Consider the following 15,772-nt stretch of genomic DNA (forward strand, 5'->3'; position numbering starts at 1 on the left):
CATTGTTTCTACGCTGTCAAGCCGTGTTTCCGGGCCGTCAGGCCGCTCGGCCCCGGTCGGAGCCGGAGGTCGCGCCGCGATACCAGTACTCGAGCGTCAGCACGTGCCACAGATGTTTGGAGAAGTCCCGCTGCCCCGCGGCGTCCTCTGCGACCATCCGCGCCAGCGCGTCGCGGCGCAGGAACCCGGAGTTGACGAGCACACCGTCGTTGACGACCTCACGCACCAGCGGCGCCAGGTCCCGGCTCATCCAGGCCCGCAGCGGGGCGCTGAACAGGCCCTTGGGCCGGTACACGATCTCCTTGGGCAGGATCGAGGTGGCCGCCTCCTTGAGGACGGCCTTGCCCTGCCGGCCGACGATCTTCTGGTCACCGGGCACGGCGAACGCCGCCTTGACCACCTCGACATCGACGTACGGCACCCGCACCTCGGTCGACGCGGCCATGCTGGAGCGGTCGGTGTAGGCGAGGTTCAGACCCGGCAGGAACATCCGGGCGTCGCCCAGGCACATGCGGTTGACGAAGTCGTCGAGGTCGTTGTCCTCGTAGACGTCCGCGTGCTCCGTCAGCACGTCCCCGACCGCCCCCGCCAGGTCGGGATTGACCAGGGCGAGCAACTCTTCCCGGTCGTACATGGTGTAGCTGCGCCGGAACGCGGTCTCCTCCGGCAGATCGGCGAAGGAGAGGAACCGCTTGGCGAAGCGCACCGAGCGGTAGCCCCGGCGGGCCGAGGCGACCGGCAGCCGGTCGACGACCCCGGACAGGCCGCGCCGCAGCGGCCCCGGGACGCGCTGGTAGCGCAGCGCGAGCAGATTGGCCAGGTGCTTGCGGTACCCGGCGAACAGCTCGTCGGCGCCCATCCCCGAGAGCATCACCTTGACCCCGGCCTCCCGGGCGGCCCGGCAGATCAGATACGTGTTGATCGCCGCCGGGTCACCGATCGGCTCGTCCAGGCTGTACGTCATCCGGGGCAGCAGGTCGAGCACGTCCGGGGCGATCTCGATCTCGTGCAGGTCGACGCCGAACCGCTCGGCCACCTGCCGGGCGTAGCGCAGATCGTCCGGCATCGCCTCGAATTTGGCGTCCTCGGCGCGGAACCCGATCGTGTAGGCGGAGATGCCGGGCCGGTCGCGGGCCGCGAGGGCGGTCAGATAGCTGGAGTCGAGGCCACCGGAGAGGAAGGTCGCCACCGGCACGTCGGAGAGCAGGTGGTGCCGGGTCGACTCCTCGACAATGGCCGCGAGGTCCGGCCGGTCGCCGCTCAGGGCCCGCTCGCGGCCTTCGGCGGCGACGTCCTTCAGGTTCCAGAACCGGCCGCGCTCCACCCTGCCGTCGGGCCGGCACCGCAGCCAGCTCCCCGGCGCCAGCTTCTCCGCCTCGCGGTACGCGCACCGGGAGTCCGGCACCCAGTAGTAGAGGAGCGAGGCCACCAGCGCCGCGTCGTCCACCTCCAGCGAACCGCCGGTGGCCGCCGCGAGCGCCTTGAGCTCGGAGGCGAACACGAGGCCGCCGCCGCGCCGGAGCATGAACAGCGGCTTGATGCCCAACTGGTCGCGGACAAGCACCAGTTCACCGGTGCGCTCGTCGAAGATCCCGAACGCGAACATGCCGCGCAGCCGGGGCAGGCAGTCCGTGCCCCAGCGCCGCCAGGCCTCGAGGAGCACCTCGGTGTCGGAGGTGCCGCGAAAGCGCACCCCGGCGGAGACCAGCTCGGCCCGCAGCTCGGGGGCGTTGTACAGCTCGCCGTTGTACGTCAGGGCGAGACCGTCCGAGACCATCGGCTGGGCGCCGGTCTCGGACAGGTCGATGATGGACAACCGGCGGTGCCCGAGATGCACTTCGGCGTCACCGGCGGCGTGGTTGTACCGGCCCGCCCCGTCGGGACCGCGGTGGGCGAGGGTATCGGTGAGCCGGTCGGTCACTGCCTTCCCGTCCGGCCACCGGTACGTACCTGCTATGCCGCACATGTCCTACCGCGCTTCCTTGTCGTTGTCCGGAACGCGCGCGGCCCACGTCGGCTGCCGCTCCGTCCGCTCCTTGCCCATCCCGTTCTGCCGGGACAGCCGCTCGCTGTGGCCGCGCAGCGCGATGTGCAGCCCGTCCCACAGCGTGCCGTCGGTCCTGTCCCGCGGATCGGGGTCGATCAGCACCACACCGATCACCGGGATGCGCTGGTCCGCGAGCTGCCGTGCCACGGTGTGCAGCCAGGTGGCGCTGCCGTGCCCGGCGCGCACGACGAGCACGGTCTGGCTGCCGAGGTACTGCAGGTCGGTCCAGGCCGTGCCGGGCGCGACCGAGCCGACGCCGAGCCTGGCCGTCTGGCGCGGCACGCTCGCGGCCTGGTCGCCGCTGACCACGGCCGGGTCTCCCGGCTGCCGCTTGCTTTCGGCGAGCTGCGGGCCGGTCAGGCCGTCGATGACGACCACCGGCTCCTGGTCCGCCAGGGCTCTGGCGACGTCCAGGGCGATCGCGCTCGTGGTGCGCGCACAGCCCAGTTCGAGCAGCGACACCGGTTCCGCGGCGCCGCGCACGGCGCGGGTCAGGGTCGTGGTGAGCCGTTCGCGCGCCTCCCGGCCGCGCCGGCGCTGCCACGGCACGGCCGGCCCGCGGGGCGCGCGGGGCAGCTCCGCGATGACCGAGGCGCCCAGGTGCGACGCGATCTCCCGGCGCAGTACCGGCCGGTCCGCGACCACCGCGCCGACCGCGGCCACCGCGAGCCCGAGGACGAGCCCGAGCAGGAGCCCGATCACGGCGTTGGTGACAGCCGCCTTGGGCAGGGAGTGCCGCACCGCTCGCGGGGCGTCCACGATCTGGGTGCCCGCGACGAGCTTGGGTGTGCCGGTGCGCGCTTCTTCCGCGCGCTGGTCGAAGTCGGCGATCCGCGAGTTGAGCTCGGCCCGGCGGGCGAAGAGGGACTCGATGCTCGCCGACGCCTTCGGGTCGGTCTCCGGCGACCGGTCGCCGATCGCCCTGTTGACCTTGGCGAGCTCGTCCCGCATCCGGTCACGCTGCTGGACCAGGGCCTTGGCCTCGGCGCTCGCGGCCTGCCGCATCCGCTGCACATGGTCCGCGACGAACGCGTCGGCCAGCGCCCCGGCCCGGGCCACCGCTTGCGCGTCGTCGGTGCCCGCCACATCGATCTGCAGCAGGTTGTTGGTCAGGCCGGTGCCCCGGTAGTCCCCCATGAAGTCTTCCGGGTCCTGCGAGGACTTCAGGGCGCGCAGGGCCCGGTCGGCGATCCTCGTGGTCTTCAGCAGCTCCACGTCGGTACGGATCAGCGTCCCGGTGTCGTTCGGCTGGTCCTCCTGGTGCACGACGAGGACCTTGGTCGTCGCGGACGGCGCCGGTGGCATCAGGACCGCCATCGCCGCGCCGGCCAGCAGCCCGAGGAGCGCCATGAGGCACCAGAGGCGGCGGCGTCTGCGTACCGCCACGACCAGCGCCCGCAGGTCGAGGAGCGGCGTGGCGGGCGAGGACTCGGCATTCTTGCTCGTCGTCACACCGCACCTCCCCTCGCGTCGGCGCCGCCCGCCATCGCGGGCGTGGCGTGCTGCGGAGGGCGGTCGGCGGTCCGCGCCGCACGGCCCCGGACCGCGCCGGCGACGACGCCGCCGACGACCTCGTGCCCCGCGTCCGCGCACGCCTCGGCGATGCCGGCGAGCTCGCCCGCGGTCCAGCTGCCCGCGCTGAGCACGACCAGGGCGCCGGACTCGGCGCCGCGGTCCGGCACCAGCGGCCGGGCCACCGAGACGTCCACCACCCGCAGCATGGGGTACCCCCGGCCCGAAGAGGCGGCGGCAGGATCGCTCTCGGCCTCCGTGACGAGCAGCCCCGCGGCCCGGCGGGCGACCTCGTCACCGTCCGGGACGACGACCAACAGCCTCCGCGAGCCCTTGAGCTGGCTCCGCAGGCGAGCGCACACGCGCCGGTAGCGGATCTGCCTGCCGGCCTCGCCGCCGGACGGCTGCGGGGCCGGAACGTCCCACCGGATGTCGAGGCCGAGGAGCCTGCGGAACCAGGCCCTCGGGCCGCCGCCCTTCGACCGGTGCGCGCGCCCGTCGCCCGGTACGTCGACGGTGCCGAGCAGCGTCGAGCCCAGCGCCGCGGCGATCTCCGGCTCGGTGCGCAGCCGCCGGCTCACCCGGGCGGCGGTCAGATGGCCGATGACCGCGGACAGGAAGAACAGCAGCGCCCCGCCGACGACGAGTTGCGTCCTCGTCGGCGGTGCCTCGCCGGCCGGCCGGGCCGCGGGGCCCATGACGACCATGCCGGCCTTGTTGGTCGCCGGGTCCGCGTCGTCCAGCTTCTTCATGGCCTCCTGGAGCGCGGTACGCAGCTTCTCCAGCTCGGTGCGGGCCTGCACGCTCTCCACGGTCTGCCCGGGGTCGGCGGCGTTGGCCAGCTCGGTGATGCGGCGGTTGGTCTGCAGCACCTTCTGCCGCAGCGCCTCGGGTCCCGCCGAGGATTCGGGGTCGGTGTCGTCGCCCGCGAGCCGCGCGGCGAACGTGACGAACTGCTGGGCCACCTGGTCGGAGAGCCGCTGCGCGCGCTCCGGCGTCTCGGCCGTCCCCGAGATCTTGACTATGTTCCCCTCGGCGGCCTTGGCGCTCACCTGCTCCTGCAGGTCGCTGCCGGTGACTCCCTCCCAGTTGAGTGCGGCGGCCGCGCGGTCCACCACCGCCGAACTGGCCGCGATCTGCGCCTGCGTCAGCAGCTCGCGCTCCTCCCACTGCCCCGAAAGGAGGACCGAGGTCGACGTCGTGTAGCTGGGCGGGAACAGCAGGGAGGCGCCGTAGCCGACGAGTGCGCCCACCACGGCGGCCATGGCGAGGAGTCGCCAGCGCCGTCGGAAGATCCGCCCGATCGTGACCAGACGTATCGTGTCATCGCTCAACGGCGCCGCCTCCTCGGTCCCCGCGCCGGGTCGCCCTTCGACGCCGGAGCGTGATCACGGCCGGCAACGGCGTAGGCGGCGAGCAGCGACGCTTGCGAATTCCGCCAGGAGAGCTGTCCGTTGATGCGCTCCTGGCCCGCCTTGCCCATCCTGGCCCGCTGCTCCGGATCGTCGAGCAGCAGCGCGATGAGTCTGGCGAATTCGCTCTCGTCGTTGGCGGGTGCGTAGAGGGCGGCGTCACCGGCGGAGACGCGCGCCTCCTTGAGGTCGAACGAGACGAGCGGACGGCCCATGACCATGTACTCCAGGACCTTGTTCATGGTCGACACGTCGTTGAGCGGGTTGTGCGGATCGGGGGAGAGACACACGTCCGCGGTGGACAGGTAGCGCACCAGGTCGGCGTCCGGAATGCGACCGGTGAACTGGACCTGTTCGCTCAGCCCGAGCCGCCGGGACAGCTCCACCATCGCGTCGAAGGTGTCGCCGCCGCCGACGAACACGGCGTGCCAGTCGCTCCGCCCGAGCTCGTCGCGCAGCTTCGCGAGGGCCCGCAGGGCGTAGTCGACGCCGTCCTGCGGCCCCATGACCCCGAGATAGCACAGGAGATGGGGCTTCCCGCGCTTCAACTCCGGCTCGGGCGGCACGGGGTGGAACCGGTCGTTGTCGGGCGCGCTGCGCACCACGAAGACGTCCGCGGGGCGTCGGCCGCCACGGCGCACGGCGACGTCCCGGTAGCTCTCGTTCGTGGCGAGCACGACGTCCGCGGCCCGGTAGGTCATCCGTTCCAGCGCGCACACGGCGCGGTAGAGCAGGTCCTCGCCGCGGTCGAACCGGGAGAGGTACAGCTCGGGCACCAGGTCGTGCTGGTCGAAGACGAACCGCGCGCCGCGCCGCTTCAGCCAGAGCGCCGGCAGGAACAGCAGGTCGGGCGGGTTGCAGGCGTGGACGACGTCGACCGGGCCGACCTTGCGGGCCAGGCGGACCGTGTGCCACAGCGCCGATCCGTACTCCCGGAGGTACCCGGCGGGGCCTCCGGTGGCCGCGCGCAACGGGTAGCGGTGGATCCGCACCCCGTCGATCTCGGCCTCCGCCTCCGTGTCCCGCTTCGTCCCGCGGGGACAGATGACGTGCACCTCCCAGCCGGCGTCGCGCAGCGTCGTGCACTCCTGCCACACGCGCCGGTCGAAGGGCACCGACAGGTTCTCGACCAGGATCAGCGCGCGCCGGTCCGGCCGGGCGCCGCCGGCTATGTCGGACGATGTGTCACCAGGCAAGGCCCACGTACCCCGGTTCGGTCCGGCGCGCGTCGGCGTCGGGAAGGTGGATGAGGTCGATGAGCACCGGTCCTTCGTCGCCGTGGGGCAGCGCCGAGAGGACGGCCGGGTCCCTGGTGCCGACGAGGCACACGTCGGCGTGGTCGAGGACCTCGTCGACGGAGTCCGCGAGCAGGTGCGCCAGGTGCGGCAGCCGGGTCTCGATGTACTCGCGGTTCGCGCCGAGCAGCCGGGAGAGGCTCACGTTGGCGTCGTAGATCTTCAGGTCGTAGCCCTTGCCGAAGAGCCGCTCCGCCAGTTCGACGAGCGGGCTCTCGCGCAGGTCGTCCGTGCCGGGTTTGAAGGAGAGGCCGAAGAGCCCGGCCCGGCGCTTGCCCGTGCGCTCGACCAGCTCCACCGCCCGCTGGAGGTGGGCGGAGTTGGAGGGCAGCACGTGGGACAGGATGGGCACCGAGACGTCGGCCCGCTGCGCCGCGTATACCAGGCTGCGTAAGTCCTTGGGCAGGCAGGAGCCGCCGAAGGCGAAGCCGGGCCGCAGATAGGCGGGGCTGATGTTCAGCTTGCGGTCGGCCAGGAACACGTCCATCACCTGGTGCGAGTCGACGCCGAGCGCCCGGCACACCGCGCCGAACTCGTTGGCGAAACCGATCTTGAGGCCGTGGAAGGCGTTGTCCGCGTACTTGATCGCCTCGGCCGTCGGGACCGGCACCCGGAACACCTCGCCGGGCAGGCCGTCGTAGAGCGCCGCCACCGTCTCGCCGCTCACCGGGTCGAGTTCGCCGATGACGGTCTTCGGCGGGTCGAAGAAGTCCCGCACGCTCGTGCCCTCGCGCAGGAACTCCGGGTTGACCGCGACCCCGAAGTCCACCCCGGCCGTGCCGAGGGACTTCTCCAGGATCGGTACCAGCAGGTCCAGGCAGGTGCCCGGGAGCATCGTGCTGCGGAAGACGATGGTCTGCCGCCCGTGTTCACCCTGGCCCCGCCGCTCCGCGAGGACGGCGCCGATCTGCTCGGTGACCCGCTCCAAGTACGTGGTGCAGAGGCTGCCGTTGGACTCCGACGGCGTGCCCACGCAGATGAGCGAGATCTCGCTGCCCATGATCGCCTCGCGGACGTCGGCGGTGGCGCGCAGCGCCCCCGTCCCCACGACCTCGGATATGAGCTCGCCGATCCGCTCCTCGACCACCGGGGCCTTGCCGGCGTTGACCAGGTCGACCTTCACCTGGTTCACGTCGACGCCGATGACCTCGTGCCCCATGCCGGCCAGGCACGCGGCTGACACGCAGCCCACGTAGCCGAGCCCGAAAACGCTGACCCTCATGTCCCGTCCCCCCAAGGCAGGCCCTTTCGGCCCGCTGTTCGCGCGCCGGCCGAATGCCGATCCGTGCGCATCAGTACGCCCCCTGCCCGTAGAGCACCGCACGCAGCGTCTTCCACAAGATCACCGTGTCGAGGGCGAGCGACCAGTCCTCCACGTACCGCAGGTCGAGGCGGACCGCCTCCTCCCACGGCAGATCGCTGCGTCCGCTGATCTGCCAGAGCCCCGTGAGCCCGGGCTTGACCAGGAGGCGCCGCCGGATGTCCGGGCCGTAGGCGGCGGACTCCTCCGGCAGCGGTGGCCGCGGACCGACGAGCGACATCGATCCGGTGAGTACGTTGAAGAGCTGCGGGAGTTCGTCGATCGAGTACCGGCGCAGTACCGCTCCCACCCGCGTGACCCGCGGATCGCGGCGGAGCTTGAACAGCAGGCCCGCGCCCTCGTTGCGGTCGGCGAGCTCGGCACGCGCCCGGTCGGCCCCCGAGACCATCGTGCGGAACTTGAAGATGGTGAACTCGCGGCCGTCCTTGCCGACTCTTCGCTGGCGGTACACCGCCCCGCCGCGGCTGTCCGCGAGCACGAGCAGCGCGACGAGCACCATCAGCGGCGCGAACAGCAACAGCAGGATCGCCGCGCCCAGCCGGTCGACGATTCCCTTGACCATTCTGCGGCCCCCGGTGAAGGCGGGCATGCTGACCCGCAGCAGCGGGATGCCGAGCACCGCGTCGACGTGCAGCCGCGGTCCCGCCACCTCCATCAGTACCGGAGCCACGACCATCTCGGCGTCGCTGCCCTCCAGGTTCCAGGCGAGGCGCTGCAGCCGGTCCGGTGACCAGTGCGGGTCCGGTGTGACGGCGACGACGCGGTAGCCGTCGCGGCGTACATGACCTGCCACGTCCGACAGTTGGCCGACGACCGGCACTCCTTCCAGCTGGTCGCCGTCGAGCCCGTGACCGTCCGTCGTGCACACCGCTTCCACGCGCCAGCCGAGGTGCGGGGACTTGCGGGCCCGGATGATCAGGTCGCGCGCGGTGGCCACGCTCCCGGCAGCGAGCACCGGGCGCAGGCACCGCCCTTCTTTTCGCTGTTTATGGAGCCAGAGGCGCAGCAGATACCGCGCGGTCATGGTGGTGAGTGTGATCGCGGGGATCGCGACGAAGATCCATAGTTTGATGTTCCGCGAGGTGAGGGCGATTCCGCCGAGCGCCAGGACGACGGCCGCCGTGAAAACCGAGCGGCCGAGCCGGCGGAATTCCTCGGCACCCTGGCCGAGAACGGCCGGTGCCCACGCCCGGCTCACCGCGAGCGCACCCAGCACGAGGAGCTCGGTGCCGAATGCGAGAATTCCCCATTTCTCGTGCCAGTTGGCCGCGTCCCGGGCCCCGAAGAAGTTGCCTATGGACGCCACCACGAAAGCGGTGGTCACCGTATCGCTGGTGATCACGGTACGTCGGTACCGCTGCTCCCAGTCGATAGCGGGCCGGTTGATCGCCCCGTTCGCCATACGCCCTCGCGTCGGCGGAAACGGGCTGACTAATCCCCCCTGCCGCACAGAACCCCCCAGGTTCCCAGTGTTTCGACGTGCTCGTCCGACACCGTTCCTCCCCCCGGGAGGCCCCCGCCCCCCGCACTGTTCCTCCCCTCGGGGGGCCTCGCCCCCCGCGCCGCGCCGTTCCTTGCCCGCGGTGGGTCCCCACCCTCCGCGCATCAACTGCCGGCTGGGCCAGCGCTGCTCGAACAGCCCGCCCCGGCACCGGCGGACCCATGGGCCCTGCCGAAACTCCGAGGTGCGCGCGAGCCCGTAGAAAGCCGGGTGCTCCCCGCACCCGCGGTCTCTTTTGGGGCTCCAAGAATTGATCATCCCCACGTCTGACGCGGGGAACGCGATGCTGGCTGTCCTCCGTAGCGCCGGACCTATAGATCGTTGTCGATCGCTTCGTGCCCGAACAGCTGAAGCACGGACAATCTAGACCATGGGAGCCGCTATGGAGAGGGGATGTGTGGAATTTGTGGTCAAGCTTTGGGACGGATGCCGCCGACCGGGGACCGAGTAGCGAAGAAACCCTCGCTGACCTGGTGTGATGCGGTCGGCTTTCGCGGGAAAGTCATCAGAGGGTGTTCGAACAAGTGGACTCTTGATGGCTCGATATCGAGTGCGTAACTGAGCCATTGGCCGGGTTCGGCCTGTTCGGGTCGAACCGGCAGCCAGGCATGTGCTGGACTGGGCCGGTAAATTCCGTACGCGACGACGGGTGAAAGCGATGCCTCTTGAGGGCGAGTACGCGCCGAGTCCGGCGCAGTGGATACGCGAACAGGTCGAGTTGTACGAGCGTTCGAACGGCACGCGGGGCGCGACGCTCTGGGACACGGGCCTGCCGGTCGTCATCGTCACGATGCGCGGCGCGAAGAGCGGCAAGCTCCGCAAGGTCCCGCTGATGCGCGTGGAGCACGAGGGGCGGTACGCGGCGGTGGCCTCCAAGGGCGGCTTCCCGCGCCACCCGGTCTGGTACTTCAACCTCAAGGCCGACCCGCGGGTGGTTCTTCAGGACGGCGCGGAACGCCGGGACCTGACGGCCCGTGAGCTCACCGGGGAGGAGAAGGCCCAGTGGTGGCGGCGCGCGGTCGCCGCGTACCCGCCGTACGCCGAATACCAGGAGAAGACCTCCCGCGTGATCCCGGTCCTCGTACTCGAACCCGAGCACCCGGCCGGAGGGTAAAGACAGATTCTCAGGTCCGCGTCGGCCTGATCCGGCGTGCCGCGAGCGCGCCGGTCGCCGCCAGTGCCCCCGTCGGCGCGAACGTCGCCGCCAGGGCGAGGAACGTCTTCCATCCCCGCGGGGCGACCACCGAGGCGGCTCTGCGCCGCGGCATCGAACGTGGCGACATCCGCCCCGACGCGGACATCGACCTGCTCCTCGATGTGCTCGCCGCCACGACCTGCCACCGGGTTCTCTTCGGTCACGCCCCCGTGCGCGACACCCTTGCCCATGACGTCGTCAGGACGGTGATGGGCGGCGCCGCGACGTCGCGCCGGCGCTGCCAGCGGCACCACTCCGACTGACTCCGGGAACGCGGGCGGGTCGGACGGGCCGTGATCGCGCCAACTCCGTGCGGCCGTGCGGGTAACCGTAGACGGTCCCCCGTTCGCAAGCGTGTGCGCGTGCGAAGTCTCGATCCGGGCCCTCGACCGAAGCTTTGCGCCACCTCCAGTGGCCGGTCGCGCGGGAGCGCGTGTGGCTGCTGTGGTGTCCTGCCCGCATGGCAACCGCGTGTGGCATGCGCCGCTGGCGTGTTCCGGGCCATGGACGGAAGCCGGGAGAGTGCCGCGGAGAGGACCGCTGCGGGCATGGGGGAGCGCGTATCGGGGCGTGCGAAGCGTTTTGCTTGATGAGGCGTGCGGGGTGTTCGGTGCTGGCCTGTTTGTGCCTTTCCCCGGCGGAGGCCGGGGGCGCGTAAGCAATGGCTGGATCCGGGAAGGCGCCATTTTGTGCTCGCGGCCCCGGTGTTAGGCTCGCCGAAGTTCATTCCCGTACTTCTCTACGCCCTCATTCCGCCGCTCGATCGGCTCGACCAGTATTCATTCCTCAACGTTCGCGAGTCGGTCCTGTGTGCCGTGGCGCCGACTGTCGTGGGTCTATTTCGTCGAAGTGCTGGAGATCATCACCGGTGATTCGGGCTCAGCGCTGAGTTCGTTGTCGCGCGGAAAGAAGTTCCTGAAAGTGTGACAGGAGTAAGCATGCCCCTGGGGTATTTGTTCGGCGGTGGCGTCGGGGTCGAGCCGCACGGGATCGAACTGTACGAGTCATCACCACTCGTCCGTCGGCTTTACGCGGAGATATCCGGGTGGACCGGTCTGACGGCGGAACAGATCCTGCGGGGCGAGCTGCCTTCGGGGCGGGAGCGGCGGCAGAGCGCGGGCACGATACGTGAAGCGGCGCTCGCCATCGCCGTGCACGACCTGCTGGCGGAGGCGGGCCTGCGCCCGGACGTGCTCGGCGGACTGAGCCTCGGCGCGATGACGGCCGGCTGTCTGGCCGGGGCCCTGGACCGCCGGTCGCTGTTCACGATGCTGGCCCGTGCGGCCGACGCCCCGGAACCCCGCCCCGATGCCCCCGAGGAGGGTGTTGCCCTCGCCTTTCTGCAGACCGGGGACGCGCAGTCGCCACCACCGTGGCAAGGGGTCGCGGACGTCCACCTCGCCGGAGACTTCGGACCCGTCGCGGACGGGTCCCAGCGCATCGTCATGCTCGCAGGACACCTCGCGGTGATCGAGCGCCTGGCCGCCGAATCCGCCCCCGGCGCCATCGTGCCGCTGCCCGGCCGGACCATCGCCGTGCACTCGCCGCTGCGGGCGCCCTTCCGGGACTTCATCGCGCCCCATGTGGCGAAGATGCCGTTCACCGCGCCACGCATTCCTCTGCTCTCCTGTCTGGAGCGCGGAGAGCTGAAAACGGCGGACGAAGTGCGTGACATGTTCGAGCGGAACCCCACCGACCCCATCAGCCTCGTCGACATCTACGAAGGAATGCGGAGCCACGACGTCCGACTCGGCCTCGTCATGGGACCAGCGATTCCCGAAGGGATTCTCTCCTTCCCGTTCCCCGTCGTTCATGTGGAGAATCCCGAGCATATTCAACTCGCCGTCAGTACCGCCTATGATCTCGGCATCAGGATCTCCCAGGACGACCCCGTCACCTGGAATCGCTGATATGTGGCGCACCGACCGCGCGGCGGGTCCTGAAGAAGAAGACGCCACCGATCCCGACGTACTCGTCGTGAAGTGGCTCGGTATCGACATCGATGAATGGACCCGCAGAGTCGTGCGGCGCACCTTCGACGCCGTCGACGGAAGTCCGTATTGGCTGAGCCGCCGCGAGCTGCTCGACTTCGACCCGCTCGACATCACACGCTACGAAGAGCTCACCGCCTTCGGCCCGTTCCCGCTCGACGACCTGCGCGGCGTGGATCCGGCGGACCTGGTGCCGCGCGCCCTGCGGCGGCCGCTCACCGGCCGCGTCTGGGACACGGGCGGCACCACCGGCAGACCCTGCCGCGTCTTCTACACCCCGGCCATGCTCCGGCACCGCGCCGTCTGGCGCCGCTGGTCCTTCGTCCACGAAGGGTTCGCGCCCGGCCGCGGCTGGCTCCAGGCGACCCCCACCGGACCGCACCTCATCGGGCACGGCGCCTGGGAGGCCGCCGACCTGTACGCGGGCCTGGTGTACGCCATCGACATGGACCCGCGCTGGGTCAAGCGACTCATCCGCGAAGGCCGCCCGGCCGATGTCGAGCGCTATACCGGGCACCTCCTCGACCAGATCACCGACGCCCTCGACCAGGGCGGCATCGACTACCTCAACACCACCCCCGCCCTCTTCGCGGCGCTGTGCGGGCACTCGCCCGAGCGCGTCGCGGCCCTCGCCGGGGCGCGCCTGAGCGGCACCCAGATCAACACCGCGATGCACCGTGACTTCCGCACCGCTCTCGACGGCGGGATCTGCGGCATCAGTTACGGCAACACCTTCGGCAACGCCGCCTTCCTCGGCGTACCGGAGAGCGGCGGCCCGATCCCGTACATGCCGAACTATCCGCAGGTGACCATGGCCGTGGTGCGCAAGGACGACTGGCGCGCGGTCGTCCCGCCCGGCGCGACCGGCCAGGTCCGCCTCACCGTCCTGCACGACGACCTCTTCCTGCCCAACATCCTCGAACGCGACCAGGCGGCGCGTCACATCGACGCCGAGTGGCCCTGCGACGGCGTGGCCGACGTGCGTCCGCTCCAGACCGTCAGCACCGCCGTCGAGGGCCTGTACTGACAGTCCTGTACTCCGACCCGTACTCCGAAGACCCACCTCCACTGACACGGGCCCGCCCCCTGCCCCGCGTCCCTGCCACCTGCCCCCTGTGCGTGCTGAGGAGCCATGGCGTGAACCTGCCCGATTCCACTGCCGGGACCCCCCTCCTGTGGGTGCTGTCCGGCGACAGCAGGGGCGCCCTCGCGGCGCAGGCGCGACGGCTGCGCGACCACCTGCGCGCCCTGCCCCGGTGGAGCCCGGCGGACATCGGGCTCGCCCTCGCGCGCGCCACGACCACCCGGGGACGGCGCGTCGCCCTCGTGGCCCGGGGGCGCGAGGAGTTCCTTGACGGCCTCGACGCCCTCGCCCGGGGGCGCCGCGCTCCGGGCCTCATCGAGGGGCCCGGCGGGACCGGCACCGACGTCGCCTTCGTCTTCCCCGGGCAGGGCTCCCAGTGGCCCGGCATGGCCGCCGAACTCCTCGTAACGGCACCGGAGTTCAGGAAGCGCATGGACGACTGCGCACAGGCGCTGGAGCCCTTCGTCGACTGGTCGCTCATGGACGTGCTGCGCGGCGCCGACGGCGCACCCGCCCTGGAGCGCCCCGACATCGTGCAGCCCGCCCTGTTCGCCGTGGGAGTCGCCCTGGCCGGTCACTGGCGCGACCACGGCGTGGAGCCGTCCGCGGTCCTCGGCCACAGCTGCGGCGAGATCTCCGCCGCCGCCGTCAGCGGCGCGCTCTCCCTGGACGACAGCGCCCGCGTCGTCGCCCGGTGGAGTCAGGCGCAGGCCACCCTGTCCGGGCGCGGGGAGATGGTCTCCGTCATGGCTCCGCTCGCCGACGTCACGGCCCTACTCGGCGCGTACCAGGGGCAGTTGGGAGTAGCCGCCGTCAACGGCCCCGGCTCGGTGATCGTGTCGGGTGACACCGCGGCCGCCACGGATCTCGTCGCCCGGCTCACCGCCGAGGGCGTCCACGCGCGCCGCATCGCCGTCGGACTCGCCGCGCACTCCCCGCACATCGACGCCATCGTGCCGCGTCTCCACGCGGACCTGGCCGCCGTCCGGCCGCTGCGCTCCGGCCTCCCGTACTACTCCGGCCTCACCGGCGACCTGCTGCCGGAACCGGTCCTGGACGCGGACTACTGGGCGCGCAACCTGCGCCGTACAGTCCGCTTCCACGAAGCCACCGCGGCCCTGCTGCGCGACGGCCACCGCCTTCTGGTGGAGATCAGCCCGCACCCGGTCCTCACCACCGCCCTCCAGGCGACCGCCACCGAAGAGAACGTCAACGCCCACATCGGCGCGACGCTGCGCCGCGGTCACGGCGGTCGCACGCAGTTCCTCACCGCGCTCGGCGAGGCGTACGCGCACGGCGCCACCCCGGACCACACGGCCGTCTTCGCAGGGCTCGACGCACACCCCGCCGAACTCCCCACCAGCCCGCGGGAGTCGGACGACGACGCGGACACGGCGGACCCCGGGACCGCCCTCCGCGACGAGCTGGCCCGCCTCACCGCCGTCGGACGGCGCGAGCGGTTGCTGGGCGTCGTGGGACAGGAGGTCGCCGCGGTGCTCGGCGGCGCCGGGCCCGTCGACCCCGACGCCACCTTCACCGGCCTCGGCCTCGACTCCGTGACGGCGGTCGAGATCCGCAACCGCCTCGCCGCGCTCACCGGCGCCGGGGCGCTGCCCGTGACGGCCGTCTTCGACCACCCGACACCGCGGCGGCTCGCCGAGGTTCTCGGGGAGGAGATACTGACGGGTACGTCGTCCCGGCCCTTCCCGCAAGCGGACGGGGAGCGCGACGAGGGACGCGGCGCGCCCGCCGAGGCCCCGGACGACGACCCCGTGGCGATCGTCGCGATGGGCTGCCGCTACCCCGGCGGCGCCGACAGCCCGGAGCGCCTGTGGCGGCTTCTGACGGACGGCACCGACGCCGTGACACCGTTCCCCGCCAACCGCGGCTGGAGCACCGAGGGAGCCTGCGCCCCCGAAGACGTCGCACCGGGCCGCCACTACCAGCGCGAAGCCGGATTCCTGGGCGAAGCCGACCGCTTCGACGCCGAGTTCTTCGGCATCTCGCCCCGCGAAGCACTCGCCATGGACCCGCAGCAGCGGCTCCTCCTCGAAACGTCATGGGAAACCCTCGAACGCGCCGGGATCGACCCGCAGACCCTGCGCGGCAGTCGCACCGGCGTCTACATCGGGGCGATGACCATGGACTACGGCCCCCGCCTGCACGAGGCGACGGACGGCAACGGCCATCTCCTCACCGGCAACACCGGCAGCGTCGCCTCCGGCCGCATCGCCTACACCCTCGGCCTGGAGGGCGCCGCCGTGACCGTGGACACGGCCTGCTCGTCGTCGCTCGTGGCCCTGCATCTCGCGGTACAGGCGCGGGGCCCCCGGGCCGGGGGCCCCGCCCGCGCCGCGCGGGGGCCCGGGGTGCCGCCCCCCGGCCCCTGGGTGGGGTGTAGCAGCCCGGGCGGG

General features: G+C 71.6%; 11 protein-coding genes. 5 read left to right on the forward strand and 6 right to left on the reverse strand.

All coding sequences use genetic code 11. The features are described 5' to 3' along the window. Window positions 1–37 precede the first annotated feature (37 nt). From asnB to ACFVYR_RS11730, 6 genes are all read right to left on the reverse strand, one after another. Window positions 38–1,966 carry an asparagine synthase (glutamine-hydrolyzing) gene (gene asnB, locus ACFVYR_RS11705; RefSeq protein ID WP_384252105.1) on the reverse strand — a complete coding sequence of 643 codons (1,929 nt, stop codon included), beginning with the start codon at window positions 1,964–1,966 and terminating at the stop codon, window positions 38–40. A gap of 3 nt (window positions 1,967–1,969) precedes the next feature. Further along, window positions 1,970–3,499 carry a Wzz/FepE/Etk N-terminal domain-containing protein gene (locus ACFVYR_RS11710; RefSeq protein ID WP_384252108.1) on the reverse strand — a complete coding sequence of 510 codons (1,530 nt, stop codon included), beginning with the start codon at window positions 3,497–3,499 and terminating at the stop codon, window positions 1,970–1,972. After that, window positions 3,496–4,893 carry a Wzz/FepE/Etk N-terminal domain-containing protein gene (locus ACFVYR_RS11715; RefSeq protein WP_384252111.1) on the reverse strand — a complete coding sequence of 466 codons (1,398 nt, stop codon included), beginning with the start codon at window positions 4,891–4,893 and terminating at the stop codon, window positions 3,496–3,498. Before ACFVYR_RS11715 ends, ACFVYR_RS11710 begins: the two co-directional genes overlap by 4 nt. Continuing rightward, window positions 4,890–6,167: a glycosyltransferase family 4 protein gene (locus tag ACFVYR_RS11720; protein ID WP_384252114.1), complete on the reverse strand. Its 1,278-nt coding sequence runs from the start codon at window positions 6,165–6,167 to the stop codon at window positions 4,890–4,892. Before ACFVYR_RS11720 ends, ACFVYR_RS11715 begins: the two co-directional genes overlap by 4 nt. Further along, window positions 6,157–7,488 (reverse strand): nucleotide sugar dehydrogenase, encoded by a 1,332-nt coding sequence (locus ACFVYR_RS11725; RefSeq protein WP_384252117.1) that lies wholly within the window; start codon window positions 7,486–7,488, stop codon window positions 6,157–6,159. The genes ACFVYR_RS11720 and ACFVYR_RS11725 overlap by 11 nt, the downstream gene beginning before the upstream one ends. A gap of 70 nt (window positions 7,489–7,558) precedes the next feature. Further along, window positions 7,559–9,037: a sugar transferase gene (locus tag ACFVYR_RS11730; RefSeq protein ID WP_384252120.1), complete on the reverse strand. Its 1,479-nt coding sequence runs from the start codon at window positions 9,035–9,037 to the stop codon at window positions 7,559–7,561. 709 nt (window positions 9,038–9,746) lie between these two features. On the opposite strand from ACFVYR_RS11730, the gene ACFVYR_RS11735 reads away from it, so the two are divergent. From ACFVYR_RS11735 to ACFVYR_RS11755, 5 genes are all read left to right on the forward strand, one after another. Beyond that, window positions 9,747–10,202: a nitroreductase family deazaflavin-dependent oxidoreductase gene (locus ACFVYR_RS11735; protein WP_384252123.1), complete on the forward strand. Its 456-nt coding sequence runs from the start codon at window positions 9,747–9,749 to the stop codon at window positions 10,200–10,202. Then, entirely contained in the window at window positions 10,094–10,546 is a 453-nt protein-coding gene (locus tag ACFVYR_RS11740) for a TetR-like C-terminal domain-containing protein (protein ID WP_384252126.1), read from the forward strand. Before ACFVYR_RS11735 ends, ACFVYR_RS11740 begins: the two co-directional genes overlap by 109 nt. 675 nt (window positions 10,547–11,221) lie before the next feature. Continuing rightward, window positions 11,222–12,193, forward strand: coding sequence for an ACP S-malonyltransferase (locus ACFVYR_RS11745; RefSeq protein ID WP_384252129.1), 972 nt, complete (start codon window positions 11,222–11,224; stop codon window positions 12,191–12,193). A gap of 1 nt (window position 12,194) precedes the next feature. Continuing rightward, on the forward strand, window positions 12,195–13,301 hold the full coding sequence (locus tag ACFVYR_RS11750) for an arylcarboxylate reductase (RefSeq protein ID WP_384252132.1): 1,107 nt from the start codon (window positions 12,195–12,197) through the stop codon (window positions 13,299–13,301). A gap of 110 nt (window positions 13,302–13,411) precedes the next feature. After that, the coding region (locus ACFVYR_RS11755; protein ID WP_389611684.1) for an acyltransferase domain-containing protein at window positions 13,412–15,772 on the forward strand (2,361 nt) is incomplete at its 3' end.

The sequence above is a fragment of the Streptomyces sp. NPDC058284 genome (genome assembly GCF_042881135.1).
Taxonomy (GTDB): domain Bacteria; phylum Actinomycetota; class Actinomycetes; order Streptomycetales; family Streptomycetaceae; genus Streptomyces.

Excerpts from the sequence above, each read along its gene's own strand:
- asnB (WP_384252105.1), bottom strand. The coding sequence starts at position 1,966 with ATGTGCGGCATAGCAGGTACGTACCGGTGGCCGGACGGGAAGGCAGTG.
- ACFVYR_RS11725 (WP_384252117.1), bottom strand. The coding sequence starts at position 7,488 with ATGAGGGTCAGCGTTTTCGGGCTCGGCTACGTGGGCTGCGTGTCAGCC.
- ACFVYR_RS11735 (WP_384252123.1), top strand. The coding sequence starts at position 9,747 with ATGCCTCTTGAGGGCGAGTACGCGCCGAGTCCGGCGCAGTGGATACGC.
- ACFVYR_RS11745 (WP_384252129.1), top strand. The coding sequence starts at position 11,222 with ATGCCCCTGGGGTATTTGTTCGGCGGTGGCGTCGGGGTCGAGCCGCAC.
- ACFVYR_RS11750 (WP_384252132.1), top strand. The coding sequence starts at position 12,195 with ATGTGGCGCACCGACCGCGCGGCGGGTCCTGAAGAAGAAGACGCCACC.